This window comes from Burkholderia sp. JKS000303 (genome assembly GCF_002563755.1).
Taxonomy (GTDB): Bacteria; Pseudomonadota; Gammaproteobacteria; order Burkholderiales; family Burkholderiaceae; genus Burkholderia; species Burkholderia anthina_B.
In genome coordinates, this window is record NZ_PDBZ01000002.1 from 943860 (window position 1) to 967164 (window position 23305).

Below are 23305 nucleotides of genomic sequence, written 5' to 3' on the forward strand. Positions count from 1 at the left end.
CTCGACTACGTTACGCGGTGCGGACAGGTCACGCGCCGGGCGAACGCGCGGCCGCCCTGTCCGCCTGCCCTTTTCGCGCCCGGGCGGCAGGCCGCCGCCGCTGCGGCCCGTTGCGCGATGCCCGCGCAACGTCCTTCATCCGCATGTCACAAAGAGAACAGTCGCATGACACAGTCCTACCGTTCGCCCTCGCGCGCCGCGGCATCCGCGGGCCGTTCGTCCCGACATGACTGACCGGCAGGCCGCGATGCAAACCCTTCCCCCGCTTTCCCAGGCCGTCCACAGCACGATCACGCGCAGCGCGATCTTCCTCGTCGCCACCGTCAACCCGGGCGCCGACCGCGCCGACACGATCCGCGGCTGGTGCGGCGACATCGCCGCGCTGGTGCGCTCGGTCGGCAAGCGCGTGCCGGGCGGCAACCTGTCGTGCGTCTGCGGCTTCGGCGCCGACGCATGGGATGCGCTGTTCGGCGCCCCGCGCCCCGCGTCGCTGCATCCGTTCCGCGAATTCGGCGCCGGCCAGCGCGTCGCGGTCGCGACGCCCGGCGACATCCTGCTGCACATCCGCGCCGACGCGATGGACCTGTGCTTCGAACTCGCGACGCAACTGCTCGGCGCGCTCGGCGACGCGGTCACCGTCGTCGACGAAGTGCACGGCTTCCGCAATTTCGACCAGCGCGCGATGATCGGCTTCGTCGACGGCACCGAGAACCCGGAAGGCCGCGAAGCGGTCGACTTCACGGTGATCGGCGACGAGGATGCCGAATTCGCGGGCGGCAGCTACGTGATCGTGCAGAAGTACCTGCACGACATGGCCGGCTGGAACGCGCTCGCGGTCGAGACGCAGGAGCGCATCATCGGCCGCACCAAGCTGTCCGACATCGAGCTCGCGCCGGACGTGAAGCCGTCGTGCTCGCACAGCTCGCTGACCACGCTCGACGAAAACGGCCAGGAAGTGAAGATCCTGCGGGACAACATGCCGTTCGGGCGGCCCGGTTCCGGCGAATTCGGCACCTATTTCATCGGCTACGCGCGTTCGCCGGCGCCGATCGAACAGATGCTCGAGAACATGTTCGTCGGCCGCCCGCCGGGCAACTACGACCGGCTGCTCGACTACAGCCGCGCGGTCACCGGCTCGCTGTTCTTCGTGCCGTCGGCCGACCTGCTGGAAGCACTCGCCGATCGTCCCGCGCCGGCCGATGCCGACGCCGACGCTGCCCCGACCGCCCAGCCTGAACCCTCATCACCCGAGTCGCGCCGTGACGGCTCGCTGAACATCGGATCGCTGAAAGGAGCCAAAGCCTATGAATAACCTGCACCGCGAACTCGCACCGGTCTCGTCGTCGGCCTGGGAACAGATCGAGGAAGAAGTGGCACGCACCTTCAAGCGCTCGGTAGCCGGGCGCCGCGTGGTCGACGTCGAAGGCCCGGCGGGCCCCGAACTGTCGGCCGTCGGCACCGGACACCTGCTCAACGTGGCCGCCCCGCGCGAGCAGGTCGGCGCGCGGCTGCGCGAAGTCCGCACGATCATCGAGCTGACGGTGCCGTTCGAACTGAGCCGCGATGCGATCGACAGCGTCGAGCGCGGCGCGCGCGACGCCGACTGGCAGCCGGCGAAGGACGCCGCGCAGCGGCTGGCCTTCGCCGAAGACGGCGCGATCTTCGACGGCTACCAGGCCGCGGGCATCGTCGGCATCCGCGAAGGCACGTCGAACCGCAAGCTCACGCTGCCGGCCGACGTCAGCGCGTATCCGGACGCGATCAGCGACGCGCTCGAAGCGCTGCGGCTCGCCGGCGTCGACGGCCCGTACTCGGTGGTGCTCGGCTCCGACGCGTACACGGCGCTCAGCGAGGCGCGCGACCAGGGCTATCCGGTCCTCGGCCACATCAAGCGGATCGTCAGCGGCGAGATCATCTGGGCGCCGGCGATCAGCGGCGGCTGCGTGCTGTCCACCCGCGGCGGCGATTACGAGCTGCACCTCGGCGAAGACGTGTCGATCGGCTACACGAGCCACACCGACAAGGTCGTCCGCCTGTACCTGCGCGAAACGTACACGTTCCTGATGCTGACGAGCGAGGCATCGGTGGCCGTGGCGCCGCAGGGCAACGCGGCGGCCTGACGTCCCGCTCGCGCGCGATGCCTGCCGGGCGTCGCGCGCACTGGCCGCCTCGCCGGCCGCACGTTCGTCGCCGACCGAACCATCCCGCATGGAGCGCGAAATGAGCGAATCGAATGACGCATTACAGGCGCTGCAAGCGTCGATCGACAGCCTGAAACAAGCCGTCGACGCCAACGCAAGCCGCCAGGCCGGCGACACCGCCGTGCTGTTCACCGTCGTGTCGCTGATGCTGGCCGAACTGCCGCCCGACACCCGCAACCTGATCGAGGATTCGTTCTCCGTCTGGGCCAATGGTCTGCAAAATGCGGCACTGTCAACCGACGTGAAGCAGATCGCACGACAGCGGCTCGCGATGACGCTCACGGACTGACACCCCGCCCCGGTTGCGCCATGTCCGGCCCGTACCGTGCAGCCCGCCCTCCCCGTCATCGGCTCCGCGCCACGCGCCGGTTGCGGTGCACGCGCGCCGCGACGTAACGCACCCTCGTCCGCCGCCGCACCGCACCAGCGCGCCAATGCGTGCGCGCTGCGTGTCATCCCGCACACCCCTTCCCGCTTGCCGTCTGCCGGCCCCCTGCGCGCCGATGCCGCACCGCGCTTCGTGCGTGTCGCGCGCCGGCATTTTTCCGTATTGCGCGCGTCACAGCCGCATGCACGCGCCGCTGTACTCCTCGCGACCCGCACACGCAAGCATGTGAGGGTGCAATTCGCTGCCGGGCCGGCGTGGAACTGTGTCTTGGAGGCCCCCGGCCGATTCGCTATTTTGAACGCAGTCGCAGTGATGTCGCGGGCGACGCGCAGCACCGGTGCCGTCAGGCTCGGCCACGGCCGTGCGCTGCACCGGCGCGCGCTGCGCGATCGGGCGGGCGCGGCGCGCGCGCCACCGGTCGCGTCGCGTTCGCTACGCCCCGGCGCCGTACCGCCTCGGGACTTCCCCTTCGATCCACGTTCATTGACAGGAGCCAGACCACCATGCCCGCACTTTGCGATATCTGTCACGCCCGGCCGGCCGTCGCGCGCGCCACCGTGATGCAGGACGGCGAGCGCAAGACGATCTCGATCTGCGACTACCACTTCCGTCAGCTGATGCGGCATCAGAGCATGCTGAACCCGTTCGATTCGCTGCTGGGCGGCGGCGGTTCGTCGCTGTTCGGCGAGCCTGGCGACGACTCGCCGCTCGCCGCCGAGATTCCGCGCGAATCGGTCGACCCGACCGACGCGTTCAGCGAGCAGACGCTCGAGCTGCTGCAGCACGCGGCCGAAAAGGCCCACGAGCTGCGCCGCACCGAACTCGACACCGAACACCTGCTGTACGCGCTCGCCGACACCGACGTGTGCGCCGCGCTGTTGAAGGAACTGAAGCTGTCGCCGCAGGACATCAAGGCCTACATCGACGCGCACGCACACACCGGCACGGCGTCGCCCGACGCGTCGCTCGACAAGCTGTCGATCTCGCCGCGCGTGAAAAAGGCCGTGCAGTACGCGTTCCAGGTATCGCGCGATCTCGGCCACTCGTACATCGGCCCCGAGCATCTGCTGATCGGTCTCGCATCGGTGCCGGACAGCATCGCCGGCACGCTGCTGAAGAAATACGGCGTGACGCCGGAGGCGCTGCGCCAGAAGGTCGTGAAGGTGGTCGGCAAGGGCGCGGAAGACGGCCGCGTCGATGCGCCGACCGGCACGCCGAACCTCGACAAGTTCGGCCGCGATCTCACCGCGATCGCGCGCCAGGGCAAGCTCGACCCGGTGCTCGGCCGCGCGCAGGAAATCGAGAGCACGATCGAGGTGCTCGCGCGCCGCAAGAAGAACAACCCGGTGCTGATCGGCGAGCCGGGCGTCGGCAAGACGGCGATCGTCGAGGGGCTGGCGCAGCGGATCGTGAACGGCGACGTGCCCGAAGTGCTACGCGGCAAGCGGCTCGTCGAAGTCAACATCAACTCGATGGTGGCCGGCGCGAAGTATCGCGGCGAATTCGAGGAGCGCGCGAAGCAGCTGATCGACGAAGTGACTGCGAAGCATGACGAACTGATCCTGTTCATCGACGAGCTGCACACGATCGTCGGCGCGGGCCAGGGCGGCGGCGAAGGCGGCCTCGACATCGCGAACGTGCTGAAGCCCGCGCTCGCGCGCGGCGAGCTGAGCCTGATCGGCGCGACCACGCTCAACGAATACCAGAAGCACATCGAGAAGGACGCCGCGCTCGAACGGCGCTTCCAGCCGGTGTTCGTGCCGGAGCCGAGCGTCGAGCAGACGATCGTGATCCTGCGCGGGCTGCGCGACAGCCTCGAGGCGCACCATCAGGTGACGTTCGCCGACGACGCGTTCGTCGCGGCCGCCGAGTTCGCCGATCGCTACATCACGTCGCGCTTCCTGCCCGACAAGGCGATCGACCTGATCGACCAGGCCGCCGCGCGCGTGCGGATCGGCGCGACCTCGCGCCCGGTCGACATCCAGGAAGGCGAAGCGCAGATCGCGCAACTGAAGCGCGAGCAGGACTACGCGACGTCGCGCAAGCGCTTCGACCAGGCGAAGCAGTTCGAGGAGCAGATCAACGAGAAGCAGCAATCGCTCGACGAGAAGATGGAAGCGTGGCAGCGCAAGACCGGCTCCGAAACGCTCGAAGTGACCGTCGAATCGGTCGCCGAAGTCGTGTCGCGGCTGACCGGCATCCCGGTGTCCGAGCTCACGCAGGAAGAGCGCCAGAAGCTGCTGAAGATGGAGGAGCAGCTGCGCGAGCGCGTGGTCGGCCAGAACGACGCGGTGGTCGCCGTCAGCGACGCGGTGCGGCTGTCGCGCGCGGGGCTCGGCCAGACCCACCGGCCGATCGCGACGTTCCTGTTTCTCGGGCCGACGGGCGTCGGCAAGACCGAGCTCGCGAAGGCGCTGGCTGAGACCGTGTTCGGCGACGAGCAGGCGATCATCCGCATCGACATGTCCGAGTACATGGAGCGGCACGCGGTCGCGCGGCTGATCGGCGCGCCGCCCGGCTACGTCGGCTACGACGAAGGCGGCCAGCTCACCGAACGCGTGCGGCGCCGCCCGTACAGCGTGATCCTGCTCGACGAGATCGAGAAGGCGCATCCGGACGTCTACAACGTGCTGCTGCAGGTGTTCGATGACGGGCGCCTCACCGACGGCAAGGGCCGCGTGGTCGACTTCAGCAACACGATCATCATCGCGACGAGCAACCTCGGCGCGGCGATCATCATGGACAACCTCACGCAGCCGGAAGCCGCGCGCAAGACCGACAAGGCGATCCGCGAGCAACTGATGCAGGTGCTGAAGGGCCACTTCCGCCCCGAGTTCCTGAACCGGATCGACGAAGTGATCGTGTTCCATGCGCTGTCGAAGGAGAACATCCGCTCGATCGTGCAGATCCAGCTCGACCGCGTGGTGCGCACCGCCGCCGCGCAGGACATCACGCTCGTGATGGGCGGCTCGCTCGTCGAACACCTGACCGAAGCCGGCTACCAGCCCGAGTTCGGTGCGCGCGAACTGAAGCGCCAGATACGCCAGATCATCGAGACGAAGCTCGCGAAGGAAATCCTCGCGGACAAGCTGAAGTCCGGCGATCGGTGCGAGGTCGACTACGACAAGGCCGACGATGAAGTGAAGTTCAACAAGCTCGCGCCGCCCGAAGCGAAGGACGCGAAGGACGTGAAAAAGGACGCCGACGGCAAGGAAAAGGCGAAGCCGAACGGCAAGGCCACCAGGGCATCGGACGATGCAAAGGATGGCGAAGCAAAATCCGACGCACCGCCGCCCGCCGCGAAGCCGTCCGGCAAGAAGGCTTCCAGTACGAAGAAGGACGCGCCCTGACACCGCGCAGGTGCCAATGCCCAGGCATGCATGACCGGCTCCGTCCATGCGACGGAGCCACCCCACGCCGCGATGCGGCGCAACCCGAGCCACCCGGCAGCGGAACCGGCTCAAGGAGATTCACATGACAAATCGACGCGAAGTGCCAGGCATCAGGAAGTACGATGGGCCCGCCGGTGGTTGGGGCGCGCTTCGCGCGACAGCCGAGGCCGTGCGCACGCAGATGGAAACCATCGAGGCGCCGATCGTGCTGATGCGGACCAACCAGCCCGACGGCTTCGACTGCCCGGGCTGCGCGTGGCCCGACAAGGAACACAAGTCGACGTTCCAGTTCTGCGAAAACGGCGCGAAGGCCGTCACGTGGGAGGCGACGACCAAGCGCGTGACGCCCGAGTTCTTCGCGGCGAACACCGTGGCGTCGCTGCTGCGCATGTCGGACTACGAGCTGGAGAACATGGGCCGGCTCACGCATCCGCTCGTCTACGACCGCGCGACCGACACGTTTCGCGCGGTCGCATGGGACGACGCGTTCGCGCGCATCGGCGAAGTGCTGCGCGCGCTGCCGCCCGAGCAGGTCGAGTTCTATACGTCGGGCCGCGCGTCGAACGAAGCCGCGTATCTCTATCAGCTGTTCGCGCGCGAACTCGGCACCAACAACTTCCCCGACTGCTCGAACATGTGCCACGAGCCGACCAGCGTCGGCCTGCCGCAGTCGATCGGGATCGGCAAGGGCACCGTCTCGCTGGAGGATTTCGACCACTGCGAGCTGATCATCTCGATCGGCCACAACCCCGGCACCAACCATCCGCGGATGATGGGCACGCTGCACGAGTGCTCGCGCCGCAATGTGCCGATCATCGTGTTCAACCCGCTGCGCGAACGCGCGCTCGAACGCTTCGCCGATCCGCAGGACATGATCGAGATGGCGTCGTTCGGCTCGACGCGCATCGCGTCGACGTACTACCAGGTCGACGCGGGCGGCGACGCGGCCGCGCTCAAGGGCATCATGAAGGCGCTGCTGCAGCTCGAGGCCGAGCGCGGCGACGTGCTCGACCGCGATTTCATCGCGCAGCACACCGAAGGTTTCGACACGTTCTCCACCGACCTGCAGGCCACGTCGTGGGACGACATCGAGCGCGCGAGCGGCCTCGCCCAGGCGCAGCTCGAACAGGTCGCACTCGCGTATGCGAAGTCGAACGCGACGATCATCACGTACGGGATGGGCGTCACGCAGCACAACAAGGGCACCGCCACCGTGCGCCTGATCGCCGACCTGCTGCTGATGCGCGGCAACATCGGCAAGCCCGGCGCGGGCGTGTGCCCGCTGCGCGGCCACTCGAACGTGCAGGGCAACCGTACGGTCGGCATCACCGAGAAGCCGTCGGCCGCGTTCCTGCAGAAGATCGAGGACGTGTGCGGCTTCAAGCCGCCCGCGCATCACGGGCACGACGCCGTGCAGGCGATGCAGGCCATGATCGACGGCCAGGCGAAGGCGCTGCTGTGCCTCGGCGGCAACTTCGCGGTTGCGCTGCCCGATCCGGACCTGTCGTTCCCGGCGATGGCGAAGCTCGACCTGAGCGTGCATCTCGGCACGAAGCTGAACCGCTCGCACCTGCTGGTGGGCAAGGAAACCTACATCCTGCCCGTGCTCGGCCGCACCGAGCTCGACATGCAGGCGAGCGGCCGGCAGTCGATCACCGTCGAGGATTCGATGTCGATGGTGCACGCATCCGCCGGCAAGCTGAAGCCTGCGTCGGACGAACTGCGCTCCGAGCCCGCGATCGTCGCGGGGATCGCCCATGCGACGCTGCCGACCAGCAAGGTTGCATGGCTCGACCTGATCGCCGACTACGACCGCATCCGCGACCTGATCGATCGCACCGTGCCCGGCTTCGAGGCGTTCAACGAACGCATCCGCACACCAGGCGGCTTCCGGCTGCCGCTGCCGCCGACCGAGCGCGTGTGGCCCACGTCGACCGGCAAGGCGATGTTCTCGGTCTACACCGGCGTGAAGGAGGACGCGGACGTGCTCGGCGGCGAACAGGTGCTGCGGCTCATCACGCTGCGCAGCCACGACCAGTACAACACGACGATCTACGGGCTCGACGACCGCTATCGCGGCGTGTTCGGACGACGCGACGTGCTGTTCATGAACGTCGCGGATCTCGCGAAGTACGGGCTCGAGCACGGCGACCTCGTCGATATCGAGACGATCACCGCATCGGGCCGCACGCTGCGTCTCGAGAAGATCACCGCGATCGAGTACGACATCGCGCCGGGGTCGGTCGGCGCGTATTACCCGGAAGCGAACGTGCTCGTGCCGCTCGACTACATCGACAAGGAAAGCGGCACGCCGTCGTACAAGTCGGTGCCGGTGCGCGTCGCGCGCTCGGCGCTCGTCTGACCCGCAGGCCGGCGCGCGATGCGCACGCGCCGGCCCGCCGCATCCCTGCCCCTGCCCACGGCCGCCGCATCGTCACCGATGCGGCGGCCTTTTTGCGTCACGTCGCAGCTCGCGCCGCTTACCGTGCCGCCGACGGCGGCAGATGCGCGCCGGTCTGGCGACGCCGGTAGGCGCTGTCGCGCGTCGCGAGCCAGTAGTACAGCGGCGACGTCAGCACGAGCCCGACGACCCACGACAGGTCCGCGCCGCCGAGATGCGCGGGAATCGGGCCCGCGTACATCGGCGTGTTCATGAACGGAATCTGCACGAGAATCCCGATCGCATACGCGAGCAGCGCCTGCGGATTGAAGCGACCGTACACGCCGCCGTCGGCCAGGAAGATCGACTTGATGTCGTACTTGCCCTTGTGGATCACGTAGAAGTCGATCAGGTTGATCGCTGTCCACGGCACCAGCACGACCAGCAGCGCGAGCACCAGGTCGACGAGATTGCCGACGAAGTTCGTCGACGCGCCGATCGCCGCGTAGCAGCATCCGACGAAGATCACCACCGACACCACCGCGCGCGCCTTCGCGGTCGGAATCCACTTGTACGCGAACGTCTGCACCGACGTGATCACCGCGAGCACCGCGCCGTACAGGTTCAGCGCGTTGTGGCTGATCACGCTCAGCAGGAACAGCACGAGCATCAGCGGCCCGAGCGGGCCGGTCGCCTGCTTCACGGCATCCATCGTGTCCGCGCCGGCCGGCACCGCGAGCACCGCGACCGCGCCGAAGATGAACGCGAGCGTCGAGCCGATCGTGCAGCCGAGATAGGTCGCCCAGAACGTCGACGCGACGCCGACGTCTTCCGGCAGATAGCGCGAATAGTCCGACACGTACGGCGCGAACGCGATCTGCCACAACGCCGACAGCGACACCGTCGCGAGCCAGCCCGCGAAGTCGAAGCCGCCGCGCGTGAGGAAATCGGCGGTGCTCACGTGCGACAGGATCATCCAGAAGCCGACGAGAATGCCGATGCCGAGCACCCACGTGCCGATCCGGTTCAGGATGTGGATGAACCGGTAGCCGACGATCCCGATCAGCCCCGAGCCCACCGCGCCGATCACGATGCCGACCGGCACCGGCACCGACGACGCGATGCCATGCACCGACTTGCCGGCCAGCACGATGTTCGATGCGAAGAAGCCGACGTACATCACCGCCGCGATCACCGTGACCAGCAGCGCGCCCCACGAGCCGAACTGCGCGCGGCTCTGGATCATCTGCGGGATGCCCATCTGCGGCCCCTGCGCCGAATGCAGCGCCATCAGCACGCCGCCGACCGCCTGGCCGACGACGATCGCGACGATTCCCCACATCAGGTTCAGGTGAAAGATCTGCACGCCGAGCGCGCCCGTCACGATCGGCAGCGGCGCGATGTTGCCGCCGAACCAGAGCGTGAACAGGTCGCGCACCTTGCCGTGGCGATCGGCCGGCGGCACGTAGCCGATCGTGTGTTTCTCTATCATGGGGGACGCGTTGCGGTCCGCGGTGGTCATGGCGATGTCTCCTGTCTGGCGCGCGATGCGCGCTTGCCGTGTCAGCCGGCGCGACGAGATGCGCGCCTGCAATCGGGTCCGGATACGCGGGCAACGATGCGCCGATCGCGCACCCATGACGCGATGCATGCGGGGACGAATGAAGCCTCCGCCAGCATGTGTGCGGCGTCGTTGCGATCCAGGTTGCAGACGATGGTGCGCCACGCATGAAGCGACCGGAAAATACTAAAAATATTTCCGGGACATACGAAAAAACTCTGTAGCGGAGATGCCGGCGCAACGCTTCTTCGGGTAAGGTGCTACGCACAGCAATGGACGGAATGCGCGCCGCGGCGTCACGCGGCGGCGCCGGTATCAGAGGTGCTCGTGGCTCACTACACTTTGCGGCAACTGAAATATTTCGTGACGACGGTCGAATCCGGCAGCGTCGCCGAAGCGTCACGTCAGCTCTTCATCGCACAACCGTCGATCTCCAGCGCGATCAAGGGCCTCGAGGAGAGCTTCGGCGTGAAGCTGTTCATCCGCCATCACGCGCAGGGCGTGTCGCTGACGCCGAGCGGCACGCGGTTCTACCGGAAAGCGCAGGAGCTGCTGCGCATCGCGCACGAATTCGAACAGAACGCGCTGGCCGACAACGACGTCATCACCGGACAGATCGACATCGGCTGCTTCGAGACGGTCGCGCCGCTCTATCTGCCGCAACTGATCGCCGGGTTTCGCGAGCGCTACCCCGGCGTCAACATCCGGCTGCGCGACGGCGACCAGCAGGAACTCGTGCAGGGGCTGACCGCCGGCACGTTCGATCTCGCGTTCCTCTACGACCACGACCTCGACGGCACGATCGAGACCGAACCGCTGATGCCGCCGCAGCAGCCGTACGTGCTGCTGCCCGAGAACCATCGTTTTGCCGGGCAGGCGCACGTGTCGCTGCGCGATCTCAGCGTCGAGCCGATGATCCTGCTCGACGTGCAGCCGAGCCGCACGTACTTCGTCAGCCTGTTTCACGAACTCGGGCTGACGCCGAACATCGTGTTCGGCTCGCCGTCGATCGAGATGGTGCGCGGCATGGTCGGCCAGGGGTTCGGCTTCTCGCTGCTCGTCACGCGGCCGCATTCCGAATACACGTACGACGGCCGGCGCGTCGTGACGATCGGCCTCACCGAAACGGTGAGCCCGTCGGGCCTCGTCACCGCGCGCCTGAAGCGCGGGCAGCTCACCAAGCAGGCGCAGTCGTTCGTCGAGTTCTGCCGCGAACGGCTGGCGCAGATCATCGACGCATCGGCGCGCTGACGACGGACGCCGGACGCAACAGCGGAACCGCACGCACCGCGAAGCGGCAGCGTGCGGTTCCGTCGTCCGATGCAGCTCGATGCAGTCCGGTCAGCCCGCCGAAGCGAGATACGTGACGAGACGGCCCAGCATCGCGTCGCATCCGTGCAGTTGATCGAGCGTGACGAACTCGTCGGGCTTGTGTCCCTGGTCCATGCTGCCCGGCCCGCACACCACCGTCGGAATCCCCGCCTGCCCGAACAGCCCGCCCTCGGTGCCGAACGCGACGGTGCCGAATGCCTCGGAGCCGCTCAGCAGCGCGAGCAGTCGCGCGGCTTCGCTGTCCGGCGACGTCGCGAGCCCCGGATACGCGCCGAGCGGCTGCAACCGGATGTCGGTATCGGCCTGCACCGCGCGCATCTTCGGCAACAGTTCGGATTCCGCATAGTCCTGCAGTTTTCTCGGCACGTCGTGCGCATCGAACGCCGGCAGCGCACGCACCTCGAAATCGAACTCGCATTCGGCCGGCACGATGTTCAGCGCGCGGCCGCCCTTGATCAACCCCGTCTGCACCGTCGAGAACGGCGGATCGAAGCGGCTGTCGTGATGCTCGGGCCGCGCGAGGGTCGCGCCGATCTCGCCGAGCCGGCCGATCAGCTTCGCCGCGTAGTCGATCGCGTTGACGCCGAGCGGCGCATACGCGGAGTGGCACGCCGCGCCCTTCACGTGACAGCGCATCGCCAGCTTGCCCTTGTGGCCGAGCACCGGCTTCAGCTCGGTCGGCTCGCCGATCAGGCACAGGCGCGGCCGGTGTTCGCGCACGGCCAGTGCTTCGAGCATCGGCCGCACGCCGAGACAACCGACCTCCTCGTCGTACGAGAACGCGAGATGCACCGGCAGGCTCAACGGTCGCGCGACGAACGCCGGCACCGCCGCGAGCACCGACGCGATGAAACCCTTCATGTCGGCCGTGCCGCGCCCGTACAGCCGGCCGTCGCGCTCGGTCAGCCGGAACGGCTCGACCGTCCACGCCTGTCCGTCGACCGGCACCACGTCGGTATGGCCCGACAGCGCGATACCGCCGCGATCGCGCGGCCCGATCGTCGCGTACAGGCTCGCCTTCGTGCGTTCCGCGTTGTAGAACAGTTCGCTCTCGACGCCGAAGCCGTCGAGATAGTCGCGGATGAACGCGATCATCGCGAGGTTCGAATCGCGGCTGACCGTCGCGAAGCCGACCAGCCGTTCGAGCAGCGCGCGGCTCGATGGATTACTCATCGCCCGGCACTCCGTAGCTCGGCGCGACGGTCGGATTCAGCGCGCGCGTCTGGTAGTCCTGCATCTGCGGGCGATAGGCCTGCCACAGCGCATCGAGCTGCCCGATCGGGTCGGCATCCGCCCAGTCGACGCGCAGGTCGACGATCGGCCAGGTCACGTCGCCCGCCACCTTCAGCGCGGCCGAATGCACCGGCCCCGCCTCGCCGCCCGCCGCGATCGCCGCATGCATCGCGGCCAGCAGGCGATCGGCGAGCAGCCCGGGCGCCTGCTCGAACGCGCGCGCCATCGCGTCGATCACGGCCGGCGCGGCCAGCAGGTTGCCGGCCGCCACGCATTGCTCGCCCTGCACCGCATGGTGCGTGCCGAGCGCTTCCTTGCCCGTGAAGCACGCCGTGTGTCCCTGCCCGTCGATCACCGTGACCTGCCGGTACTGGCTCCAGCCGTTGGCGCTGAGCGCGCGGTCGAGCGCGGCGGCCGGCGCGAGCTGTTCGTGCTCGACCAGATCGAGGATCTGCGGGCCGAGCGCCGGCAGCGTGATGTTCTGCGTCGCGACCGCGCCGACGCCCGCGCGCACCCACGGACAGCGCGCGCCCACCGCGATGCTCGACGAGCTGATCGCGATCCCGAGCTGGCCCGTTTCCGGGCAGCGCCCGACGATGGAGAAAGTCATGTCGCCTCCTATGCGCGGTTCGACTGCCAGTTGTCCGGGATCACGGCGATCACGTCGATCTCCATCAGCCACTGCGGCTGGCCGAGCGCCGACACGACGAGCCCCGTCGAGATCGGATAGACGCCCTTCAGCCACTTGCCGACTTCCTGGTACACCGGCTCGCGATAGCGCGGGTCGGTCAGGTAGGTCGTCGTCTTCACGATGTGCGTGATGTCGCTGCCGGCTTCCTCGAGCAGCTGCTTCACGTTCTTCATCGCCTGCTCGGCCTGCGCGCGCGGGTCGCCGAGGCCGATCAGGCGGCCGTCGAAATCGGTGCCGACCTGGCCGCGCACGTAGACGGTGTTGCCGGCCCGCACGGCCTGGCACAGGTCGTTGTCGAGCGTCTGGTTCGGGTAGGTATCCTTCGTGTTGAACATGCGGATACGCGTATGGGTAGGCTGGCTCATCGAGGTCCTTCGAATGTCGGTGTGTTCGCCCGCCGGGCCGGAAGCGGTCGCGGCGCGGCGGGGTTCGGGTTGGTGCGGCGTCCGTGCGTCGTACAACGCACGGCCCGCGGCGTGAATGCGGATCAGCCGATCGCGTCGGCCAGCGGGCGGGCATCGGCCGGCACCGCGTGCGTCGCGTTGCCCGGCTCCGCGCGCGTTTGCACGCGGCGTTGCGACGCGTCGTGATAGTCGAGGTACTTGCGCTGCGTGACGATGTGGTCGGCGATGTGCTTCGCGTCGTGCCACACGCCCCAGATGAAGCTGGAGCCGCGACGCGACAGCCACGGCAGCCCGAGGAAATAGATACCCGGCTCCTTCGACACGCCGCGCTGATGCTGCGGCTTGCCGTTGGCGGCGAACGCGTCGACCTTCAGCCAGTCGTAGTCGACCGCATAACCGGTCGCCCACACGATCGACGTGACGCCGGCACCGGCCAGGTCGAGCGCGAGGATCGGCTGCGTCACGCAGTCCGGATTCGGCAGGATGCGGCGCGCGTCCGGTTCTTCCGGCAGGTCGAGGCCGTTGCGGGCCGCATAGGCGTCGGCCGCGTCGAGCAGCGACAGGTAGTTCTCGTCGCCGCGCGCGAGATTCACCGCGAGATCGCGTTCGAACACCGCGACGCCGCCGTCGAACGACTTCGTCAGCCCGACGAGCGTCACGCCCTGATGCGCCAGTGCGCGGAAATCCACCGTATGACCGCCGCGCGCGCCGCTCACGGCAATCGTCACGTGTTCGCGGCCGGGCGTCGCGACTTCCTTGTCCCATTCGCCGAGCACGCCGAGCCACCAGCAGAAGTCGCGGCCGCGATACGCACGCGGCGGCCGGTCGTGCGGGCCGACCGACAGATAGACCTGCCGGCCCGCGCGCTGCAGTTCGTCGGCGATCTGCACGCCCGACGACCCCGCGCCGACGACCAGCACCGCGCCGTCAGGCAGTTGCGCCGGGTTGCGATAGTCGGCGGAGTGGATCTGCACGAGGCTGGCGTCGTCCGGCGTGATCGGCGCGATCGGCGCGATCGGCGGAATGACCGGACGCTGGAACGGCCCCGTCGCGACGACCACGCGGTTCGCCTCGATCGTGCCGTCGGACGTCTCGACGACGAAACCCGGCTTGCCCGCGTTGCGCGTGACCCGCTTCACGTCGACGCCGGTGCGGATCGGTGCACCGAACTTGCGCGCATACGCTTCGAAGTAGTCGGCGACCTGATCCTTCGACGCGAACGCATCGGGGTCGAGCCCGTCGAATTCGAGCCCCGGGAAGCGGTCGTGCCACGCGGGGCCGTTCGCGACCAGCGAATCCCAGCGCCCGGTGCGCCAGCGTTCGGCGATGCGGTCGCGCTCCAGCACGAGATGAGGCACGCCGAGCTTGCCCAGGTGCTCGCTCATGGCCACGCCGGCCTGCCCGGCGCCGACGACCAGCGTATCGATTGAAGTTGTTTGCACTGCCACGGCTGTCTCCTTCTGAAGTGCGGCTCGCTGCGACACGTGTGCCGCCTGATATCGCGCGAGTGGGAATGGAGACATTCTGCTGACAGGCAGACTTGGGCGAAATGATGTTTTTTGTGGTTGTTGACGAGCAAAAAGCTGGGCGGGACGAAGGAAGAGGCGGTGCTGGCCTTGCTGCGCGCGGCGTGTCGGGCTTCGCCGACGATCGGCGGCCGCGCCGATGCGCACGCGCGGTCACGTGCGCCGCTGCCCCGCCCGTGGTCAGAACGGCAGTTCGACCTCCGGCTTCGCGGCCGTCAGCACGCGGCGGAAGTCCGCCTGGATGCGCTCGAGCCCTTCGCGCGTCTCCGCTTCGAACCGCATCACCACCACCGGCGTCGTGTTCGACGAACGCGCGAGGCCGAAGCCGTCCGGATACTCGACACGCAGCCCGTCGATCGTCACCACTTCGTCCGCGCCTTCGAACTTCGCTTCCTTCTGCAGCTTGTCGATCAGGCGGAAGTTCTCGCCTTCGTCGAGCCACAGCTGCAGTTCGGGCGTGCTCATCGCGTCCGGCAGGCCATTGAGCAGCGCGCTCGGGTCGGCCGTCTTCGTGAGGATCTCCAGCAGGCGCGCGCCCGTGTAGAGGCCGTCGTCGAAGCCGTACCAGCGATCCTTGAAGAACACGTGGCCGCTCATCTCGCCCGCCAGCGGCGCACCCGTCTCGCGCAGCTTCGCCTTCACGAGCGAGTGGCCCGTCTTCCACATCAGCGGCTCGCCGCCCTTCGCCTTCACCCATTGCGCGAGGTGACGCGTGCACTTCACGTCGTAGATGATCTGCGCGCCCGGGTTGCGCGACAGCACCTCCTCGGCGAACAGCATCAGTTGACGATCCGGATAGATGATCTGGCCGTCCTTCGTGACGACGCCCAGGCGGTCGCCGTCGCCGTCGAACGCGAAGCCCAGCTCGGCGTCGGTGTCCTTCAGCGCCTGGATCACGTCCTGCAGGTTTTCCGGGTGGGCCGGATCCGGGTGGTGGTTCGGGAACGTGCCGTCGATGTCGGTGAAGCGCTCGACGAGCGTGCAGCCCAGTGCCTTGAACAGGCGCGTGGCGAGCGGGCCCGCGACGCCGTTGCCGCCGTCGACGACGAGCTTGATCGGGCGCGCGAGCTTCACGTCGCCGACGATGCGCTCGATGTACTGGTCGGCGACGTCGACCGCTTCGTACGAGCCGCTGCCCGTCTCGAAGCGCGCGTCGACGATGCGGCGGTACAGCGCCTGGATCTGCTCGCCGTAGATCGCGGCGCCGCGCAGCACCATCTTGAAGCCGTTGTAGTCGGGCGGGTTGTGGCTGCCCGTGACGACGATGCACGAATCGACGCGGCGCTCGCCGCCCTTCAGCGCGAGCGGCACGCTCGCCGCGAAATAGCCGACCGGCGTGGGCACCATGCCGACGTCGACGACGTCGACGCCCGCCGCACGCAGGCCATCGGCGAGTGCGCCGATGAGCTCGGGCCCCGACAGGCGGCCGTCGCGCGCGACGACGACCGCGTCGCCGCCCTGGGCACGCACTTCGCTGCCGAAGGCCTGGCCGATCCCGCGCGCCGTGTCGGCGTCGAGCGTCTTGCCGACCACACCGCGAATGTCATATGCCTTGAAGATGGATTGGGAGATCATCGAGTGTCTATCTCGGTTGCATGCACGGAAAAATGGCGGTCGTCACGCGACGCAACCGCGCTCCGCGGCCGGATTCGCGACAGCGAACGTCAGGCCCGCCCCGGAGCCGCGTCGGCGCGAAATTCGCAGAACAGTTCGCCACGCTCGGCCAGTTCGTCGATTTGAGCCAGCGTGAGTGCGACGATGGACGATGCCGTCATGTCCGAGATGCCGAGTTGTCGTTTGGCTTCGTCTCGATTGGTGAGGATCATCCACTTCGCCAGCATGAGATACGAGCGGTTGAATTCCGCGATCGCACCGGAGATATCGTCCTGTTCGGCCATGATCCTGTCTGATAGGACGGCGATGCATTTCTGCCGTCCGATTTGCGCGGGACCGTCTTTGCAACGTCCCGAATGTCGTCGATGACACACTCTACGTCCCGGCCGCCCGGATCGACGGACAAAGCCTAGAAGAAATCCGCCAGGCCAGTGCGCTCATGCGACGCACCGTGTCGAGTCGTCGGCAACCCGTGCGTCGATCGCGCGGTCCAGCCATGCCCCGCACGCGCTCAGGTCGGCGGCGGCCTGCGAGTACGGATCGTAGCGTTTCACCGTCATCCGGTACGCGAGCGATTCGGCCACCCCTTCGCCGACGTGGATCACGCCGCCGAACCCGTGTGCCCCCAGCCGGTCGCACAGCACGCGAAGCACGTCCCGACCCAGTTCGCACGACTGATCGACCTGATTGACCACATAGCCTTCGCCGACGAAATCCGCGCGGCGTGTCGCATAGGCATCGATCATCCGCCGCATCTGCGGGATCGATGCATACGACGCCGCATCGGCAAGCACGACGTTGAGCACGAAATGCGCCGCCGTCAGTGCCGCTCGCATATAAACCGATGTACCGGCCGGCGTATCGACGATCACGATGTCGTCATCGCGGAGTCCGAACGATGCGAGTTCCTGAGCCAGCCACGACGGATCCCGGTCGAGCTGTCGCTCGAAGCGACGCTGATCGGCTTCGCTCAAGACGCCGAACGGCACGATCGTCATTCCGTCGGCGGTCACCGACGGCCAGCGCCGCGCGTTCAGCGCTGCGCCGGCAAGGCCATCGGTCATATCGGGCGGCACGTCCAGATGCAACCTCAGCGCATTCTGCGGATCGAAATCGACGACGACGACGCGCCGCCGCCCCATCGCCGCGATCGCGGATGCGAGGTTGGCCGCCAGCGTGGTCGTTCCGACACCGCCCTTCGCCGAGGCAATCACGATGATCTTCATGGACGAATCGTCCATAGCGGGATTCGCGCGAGCGTACCCGCTTCCGTCGTATCGGCCCGCAGGCGGTCGAACAATCGGACCAGCGGTTCCCGCGAGTCCGGTGCTGTCGACTGGTCAAACCACTTCTTCAGCGTGTCGGACGATCGGTCCGCTTCATCCGCGTAACGGGCGTCGACCGGACGGTCGGTCGCGAACACGGCTTTCGTCGACGGGCGCGGCCATACGGAATCGCCGTCGAACACATCGGAAATCCGTGTCGGCCGTGCTGCGAACGGCAGCGTCGAAACAGCAACCGCCCCATCGCATGCTACCCGCAGGCCGGATGTGCCGGCGGCAAACGCGGATGCATCATCTGACAACGCGACGTGCCAAGGTTGATGCTGCGTGTCGGCGTGCAGCTCGATGGCGTTGAGCAACGGCCAGCGCGCCCGGGCCCATTCGGATTCCGCACGGATTTTCTGAAAGCGTTCGGCATCGCCGTCACAACGGCTAAACAGGGATTCGATATCGGCTGAGGTCGACATGGCGCACCCTTTCGTTATCGGGAAACCGGATCGGACACAGGTCGTTCCGCCTTTTCACTTGCTGGTCCGCCCGAACCACAGTTCGATCCGCGAATCGTTCTCGGGCGACATCGCCTGGACCACGTGCAAGCCGACGGCGCCGACGCTTTCGAACCAGCATTGATATGCGCCTTGCAGGAAGGCGGAAGACCACACCAGGCTGTTGTCGCCGAGCGCGCGCAACGGTGCGGCGTAATGCGTGATGAGCAGGAATTCGCGCTCGTCGGATAGCTCGACATATCCCCATTGCGCGTCGCGCCACTGCCGGTTCATCGCAAGCGCCAGATCGCGGGTCGACTCGCAAGGCGGCAGAGGATGTGCGGCGGCAAAGCGTCCTCCGACGCGTGCCATCAGCAGCCTCAACTCGTCGTGATCGAGTTGATCGGCGAATTCGCCGGCCAGGGCCTGCAGAAAACCACGCCATTGTGGCGACACTTGACGCTCGAGAAGATGCTCGAGAACAACTTGCATGACGGCCGCATTCCCCGATGAGAGATGATCGATACGGCCGGCAATCGCGCCGATCGTGTTTTCCCGGCATCGTAGCGAATCGACGCGTGCGAATGTCACCCGACATCTAGTCGAAAAACGCCAAGCCTCATCGAGGTACATCGAGCCGCGGCCGACACGCAGCGTCATGGCTGCGGAAGAAAAACGATTGCGTCGCGGCGAACGGTGCGGCATGTGGCCGTATCGCATGCGATCGCCACGCGTGAACACGTATCAGTCGATGACAACGACAGATGTCACCATGCAATCCGCATGGAACCGCTCCGGAGGTCGAATGCCGTGACGAGAATGCCGGCTATACCGGCCGCATCGCGCCTGCACGCCATAAATCGCCGTCGGCGCCGAAAATCTTGCTTCGCCAGCGGGTGCCGTCCCAGTACACCGGAAATCCACACGGATTGCCCGGCCACCGCCCTTCGCACCACATCGGTTCTGCGGGCGGGTTCGTGCACGGGAACCAGGTCGCCTCCCGGAGGCTGCAATGTTGCTGCTCGAATATCGTCATGGCGTTCACGGAAACGAATTGCATCACAAAGCCGACACTATCTTGCATCTTCTTTGCAATTCCATTGCAGCCAGAAATAATGTTTTGTTCGATGCTTATGCGTCGACCGTGCCGGTGCATTCGCCAGCACGACGGGTGACGCGCACGCTCACGCGCGCGTCGGAACCGCCTCCTCGCGCAACTCGCAGAGCGGCTCGCCGTGCCCGGCCAGTTCCTCGATCTGGTCAGGCGTCAAGGCAATGATCCACGCGGCCGTCTGACTCGAGATGCCCAGTTCGCGCGTCGCCACCTCCGGATCGATCAGCAACATCTGCTGCATGAGGCCGAGGTACGCGAGGTTGAGCGCTTCGATTGCGCTGAAGATATCGTCCTGTTCCGCCATGACTTCTCCTGATCGCACGACCATCGAGCACGTCGGCCGATGCGTATGTGCCGTCTGCGCCGCCCGGATATCGGGCTTTCGACGCTAACCCTATGTCAGGCAAAAACGCCCGCGCCGACAAACGCCAGCCGAAATCCGCCATGCGTATTCGGATCGTTCGATCGCACGCACCCCTATCGAAAAAGCTGTCGGATCCATCCAGGATTCAGTCGCCGCCCGACTGGCGAATCCACTTACGATTCGCTGAATCGCACATACGCCGATCATCGGATCGAGTCCGTGCCGCGTCGAGCACGTCGGCATCCGCCGACTGTCGCGCCGGATATCGACGTTGTCCGCCCTTCATTCGAACAAATGGAACCACCGCTATGCTGAAAGTGACGAAAGCCGTATTTCCGGTCGCCGGGCTGGGCACCCGCTTCCTGCCGGCTACCAAGGCGAGTCCGAAGGAGATGCTGCCGGTCGTGGACAAGCCCTTGATCCAGTATGCGGTCGAGGAAGCGATCGACGCAGGGATCACCGAGATGATCTTCGTGACCGGGCGCAGCAAGCGCGCGATCGAGGATCATTTCGACAAGTCATACGAAATTGAGGCCGAACTCGAGGCGCGCGGCAAGGAGAAACTGCTGTCGCTGGTCCGCAGCATCAAGCCGAGTCACGTCGACTGCTTTTACGTTCGCCAGGCCGAAGCGCTCGGCCTGGGCCACGCCGTCATGTGCGCCGAGAAACTGGTCGGCGACAACCCGTTCGCCGTGATTCTCGCCGACGACCTGCTCGACGGACCGACGCCGGTGCTGCGCCAGATGATCAACGTATTCGACCACTATCACGCGTCGGTCATCGGCGTCGAGGAAATCGCCCCTGAAGAATCGAAGTCGTATGGCGTGATCGACGGCAGGCGCTGGGAAGACGATCTCTTCAAGCTGTCGGGGATCGTCGAAAAGCCGGAGCCGGCGAAAGCGCCGTCGAATTTCGGCGTCGTGGGCCGCTACGTGTTGAAGCCGAAGATCTTCGAGCATCTTCGCGGCCTGAAGCCCGGTGCCGGCGGCGAACTGCAGCTGACCGACGCGATTCAGTCGCTGCTCGCCGACGAGCAGGTGCTCGCGCACCGCTACGACGGCACGCGTTTCGATTGCGGCAGCAAGCTCGGCTACCTGAAGGCAACGGTTGAATTCGCGCTGCGCCATCCGGAAGTCGCCGCCGACTTCGAGCAGTATCTGCTCGCACGCATGGCGGAGTCCCTCGTCGCCTGACGCGACGCAACGCATCCCGAGTCGGCACGCAATGCGTCGCGCGCCCCGGGTTGTGTGACGCGCGCATTCGACACGAACGTTCTGACCAACAGGGGTGCGGGATGTGGCTCGCCATCGGCAACCTCGGTAACGCGGTGCCGACATCATCGCTCGCAGCCGCGTGTCCCGGATGGTTCATGCTACTGGCCGCTGGGGTTCGCGCTCGTCGCGGCGATCGGCTTCCGGGGTCGCCGCCGAGTATTCCCCACCATGCGCCTGTAACGCACCGCACCCTCGTCACCGCCTGCCGGGAGCCGATGCAGATCCTCGTCCACAGCGTCAATCCCGCACCCGATCTCGCCGGCATCGGCAAGCACGTCGTCAGCATCGCGGAAGCGTTCACGGATCAAGACCATATTGTCGGCACTGCTTCAGGTTCCGCCCCGACCGGGTGCTTCTGCCCGGAAAAGACCGAACTCGCATTCGCCGAGGCAAGCCGATCGCACGACGCGGCGCCCTGCACATCCGACACCCGGGCGCGCATTCGGCCCCTATCCATCCGGCGCCATCGTATCCGGCGCACGGCATCCGGAATTTTCCAACCGCAATCCTTCCTTCTCCCTACTCCAACATGAAGATCACCATCATCGGAACCGGCTACGTAGGCCTCGTCACCGGCGCATGCCTTGCCGAGATCGGCAACGACGTGTTTTGCGTCGACGTCGATCAGCGCAAGATCGATATCCTGAACGGCGGCGGCGTACCGATTCACGAGCCGGGCCTGAAGGAGCTGATCGATCGCAATCGCGCGAGCGGGCGACTGCAGTTCTCGACCGACATCGAGGCCAGCGTCGCCCACGGCACCATTCAGTTCATCGCGGTCGGCACGCCGCCCGACGAGGACGGGTCGGCCGACCTGCAGTACGTCCTCGCTGCCGCGCGCAATATCGGGCGTTACATGACCGAGCCGAAGGTGGTGGTCGACAAGTCGACCGTGCCAGTCGGCACTGCGTTGCACGTGCGGGACGCGATCGCGACGGAGTTGACGCGCCGTGGCCTGCGCCACGAATTCTCGGTCGTGTCGAACCCCGAGTTCCTGAAGGAAGGCGCGGCCGTCGACGATTTTATGCGCCCCGACCGCATCGTCATCGGCACCGACGCGGACGATGCCGGCGAGCACGCGCGCGAGCAGATGAAGCGGCTGTATGCGCCGTTCAACCGCAATCACGAGCGTACGCGGTACATGGACGTGCGCTCGGCCGAATTCACCAAGTACGCGGCCAATGCCATGCTGGCAACGCGAATCTCGTTCATGAACGAGCTGGCGAACCTGGCCGATCGCGTCGGCGCGGATATCGAGGCCGTACGGCGCGGAATCGGTTCGGATCCGCGCATCGGCCACGACTTCCTGTACGCCGGTGTCGGTTACGGCGGATCCTGCTTCCCCAAGGATGTCCGTGCGCTGGTGCGGACCGCGGCCGAATATGGCGAATCGCTGCGGATTCTTGAAGCCGTCGAAGCGGTCAACGATGCGCAGAAGAAGGTGCTGCTCGACAAGATTGCCGGACGATTCGGGGAAGACCTGTCGGGACTGACGTTCGGCCTTTGGGGGCTGGCGTTCAAGCCGAATACCGACGACATGCGCGAAGCGCCGAGCCGCGAGCTGGTGGCCGGACTGCTGAAGCGCGGCGCGATCGTGCGTGCTTACGATCCGGTCGCGACGGACGAGGCACGGCGCGTGATCGCGCTCGACCTGAGCGACGATCCGGCCGCACATTCCCGGCTCGCCTTCGTGACGACGTCGGAAGAAGCGGCGGCCGGCGCCGACGCGCTCGTGATCGTCACCGAGTGGAAGGTGTTCAAGAGCCCGAATTTCTCGGCGCTGATCGAACTGCTGGATGAACCGGTGATCTTCGACGGCCGGAATCTCTACGAACCTGACGCGATGGCGGCGCTCGGCATCGAGTATTACGGCGTCGGCCGGCCGCATGTTCCTGCGCAAGCCGATCCGGCCCGGACGTTACGCGTGATCTGGAACTGAAGCCCGGACAGGCCGCCCCTCGGGGCGGCTGCCCAACCCGCCGCGCACCTCTGCGACGCGGCTTCGTCACCCCCCCTTCACCCGGCCGCAGTTGCCGCACCGCCGGCGATCACGCACGGCGGGC

The 23305-nt window shown here is 66.8% G+C and carries 19 protein-coding genes; 8 read left to right on the forward strand and 11 right to left on the reverse strand.

Annotation, left to right across the window (positions count from 1 at the left end; translation table 11 throughout):
• Window positions 1–226 precede the first annotated feature (226 nt).
• The 5 genes from BX604_RS26400 to BX604_RS26420 all read left to right on the forward strand — a co-directional run bounded on the left by BX604_RS26400 (window position 227) and on the right by BX604_RS26420 (window position 8343).
• Entirely contained in the window at window positions 227–1312 is a 1086-nt protein-coding gene (locus tag BX604_RS26400) for a Dyp-type peroxidase (RefSeq protein ID WP_098553725.1), read from the forward strand.
• Window positions 1305–2120: a family 1 encapsulin nanocompartment shell protein gene (locus BX604_RS26405; protein ID WP_098553726.1), complete on the forward strand. Its 816-nt coding sequence runs from the start codon at window positions 1305–1307 to the stop codon at window positions 2118–2120. Before BX604_RS26400 ends, BX604_RS26405 begins: the two co-directional genes overlap by 8 nt.
• Window positions 2121–2220: 100 nt before the next feature.
• The gene (locus BX604_RS26410) at window positions 2221–2490 is read left to right on the forward strand and encodes a hypothetical protein (protein ID WP_098554063.1); all 270 of its coding nucleotides are present in this window, start codon (window positions 2221–2223) and stop codon (window positions 2488–2490) included.
• A gap of 602 nt (window positions 2491–3092) precedes the next feature.
• On the forward strand, window positions 3093–5939 hold the full coding sequence (locus BX604_RS26415; protein WP_098553727.1) for an ATP-dependent Clp protease ATP-binding subunit: 2847 nt from the start codon (window positions 3093–3095) through the stop codon (window positions 5937–5939).
• 124 nt (window positions 5940–6063) lie between these two features.
• Window positions 6064–8343, forward strand: a complete 2280-nt coding sequence (locus BX604_RS26420) for an FdhF/YdeP family oxidoreductase (RefSeq protein ID WP_098553728.1) — start codon at window positions 6064–6066, stop codon at window positions 8341–8343.
• A gap of 118 nt (window positions 8344–8461) precedes the next feature.
• Here BX604_RS26420 and BX604_RS26425 read toward each other — a convergent pair whose 3' ends face one another.
• Complete coding sequence (locus BX604_RS26425) at window positions 8462–9883, reverse strand: purine-cytosine permease family protein (protein ID WP_098554064.1); 1422 nt, start codon at window positions 9881–9883, stop codon at window positions 8462–8464.
• A 366-nt stretch (window positions 9884–10249) separates the two neighbouring features.
• Between BX604_RS26425 and BX604_RS26430 the strand changes: the two genes are divergently transcribed.
• Complete coding sequence (locus BX604_RS26430; protein WP_098554065.1) at window positions 10250–11173, forward strand: LysR substrate-binding domain-containing protein; 924 nt, start codon at window positions 10250–10252, stop codon at window positions 11171–11173.
• A gap of 90 nt (window positions 11174–11263) precedes the next feature.
• Here BX604_RS26430 and argE read toward each other — a convergent pair whose 3' ends face one another.
• The 10 genes from argE to BX604_RS26480 form a co-directional block, all read right to left on the reverse strand.
• Window positions 11264–12427 (reverse strand): acetylornithine deacetylase, encoded by a 1164-nt coding sequence (gene argE / locus BX604_RS26435; RefSeq protein ID WP_098553729.1) that lies wholly within the window; start codon window positions 12425–12427, stop codon window positions 11264–11266.
• Window positions 12420–13097, reverse strand: a complete 678-nt coding sequence (locus tag BX604_RS26440) for a DUF1028 domain-containing protein (protein ID WP_098553730.1) — start codon at window positions 13095–13097, stop codon at window positions 12420–12422. Before BX604_RS26440 ends, argE begins: the two co-directional genes overlap by 8 nt.
• Before the next feature lie 8 nt (window positions 13098–13105).
• Window positions 13106–13543, reverse strand: coding sequence for a RidA family protein (locus BX604_RS26445; protein WP_098553731.1), 438 nt, complete (start codon window positions 13541–13543; stop codon window positions 13106–13108).
• Window positions 13544–13665: 122 nt separating this feature from the next.
• Window positions 13666–15030, reverse strand: coding sequence for a flavin-containing monooxygenase (locus BX604_RS26450; protein WP_098553732.1), 1365 nt, complete (start codon window positions 15028–15030; stop codon window positions 13666–13668).
• A gap of 258 nt (window positions 15031–15288) precedes the next feature.
• Complete coding sequence (locus BX604_RS26455) at window positions 15289–16683, reverse strand: phosphomannomutase/phosphoglucomutase (protein ID WP_098553733.1); 1395 nt, start codon at window positions 16681–16683, stop codon at window positions 15289–15291.
• Between the two features lie 89 nt (window positions 16684–16772).
• Window positions 16773–17006: a flagellar transcriptional regulator FlhD gene (locus tag BX604_RS26460; protein ID WP_098553734.1), complete on the reverse strand. Its 234-nt coding sequence runs from the start codon at window positions 17004–17006 to the stop codon at window positions 16773–16775.
• A 153-nt stretch (window positions 17007–17159) separates the two neighbouring features.
• Complete coding sequence (bcsQ, locus tag BX604_RS26465) at window positions 17160–17948, reverse strand: cellulose biosynthesis protein BcsQ (protein ID WP_098553735.1); 789 nt, start codon at window positions 17946–17948, stop codon at window positions 17160–17162.
• Entirely contained in the window at window positions 17945–18472 is a 528-nt protein-coding gene (bcsR, locus tag BX604_RS26470) for a BcsR/BcsP family cellulose biosynthesis protein (protein ID WP_098553736.1), read from the reverse strand. Before bcsR ends, bcsQ begins: the two co-directional genes overlap by 4 nt.
• A 54-nt stretch (window positions 18473–18526) precedes the next feature.
• Window positions 18527–18982, reverse strand: a complete 456-nt coding sequence (bcsD, locus tag BX604_RS26475; RefSeq protein ID WP_098554066.1) for a cellulose biosynthesis protein BcsD — start codon at window positions 18980–18982, stop codon at window positions 18527–18529.
• 692 nt (window positions 18983–19674) lie between these two features.
• Window positions 19675–19908, reverse strand: a complete 234-nt coding sequence (locus BX604_RS26480) for a flagellar transcriptional regulator FlhD (RefSeq protein ID WP_098553737.1) — start codon at window positions 19906–19908, stop codon at window positions 19675–19677.
• Between the two features lie 368 nt (window positions 19909–20276).
• Here BX604_RS26480 and galU point away from each other — a divergent pair, with 368 nt between their 5' ends.
• Both galU and BX604_RS26495 read left to right on the forward strand, forming a co-directional pair.
• A complete protein-coding gene (galU, locus tag BX604_RS26485) occupies window positions 20277–21161 on the forward strand; it encodes a UTP--glucose-1-phosphate uridylyltransferase GalU (RefSeq protein ID WP_098553738.1) in 885 nt (294 codons plus the stop codon).
• 610 nt (window positions 21162–21771) lie between these two features.
• A complete protein-coding gene (locus BX604_RS26495; RefSeq protein WP_098553740.1) occupies window positions 21772–23181 on the forward strand; it encodes a UDP-glucose dehydrogenase family protein in 1410 nt (469 codons plus the stop codon).
• Window positions 23182–23305: the final 124 nt, after the last annotated feature.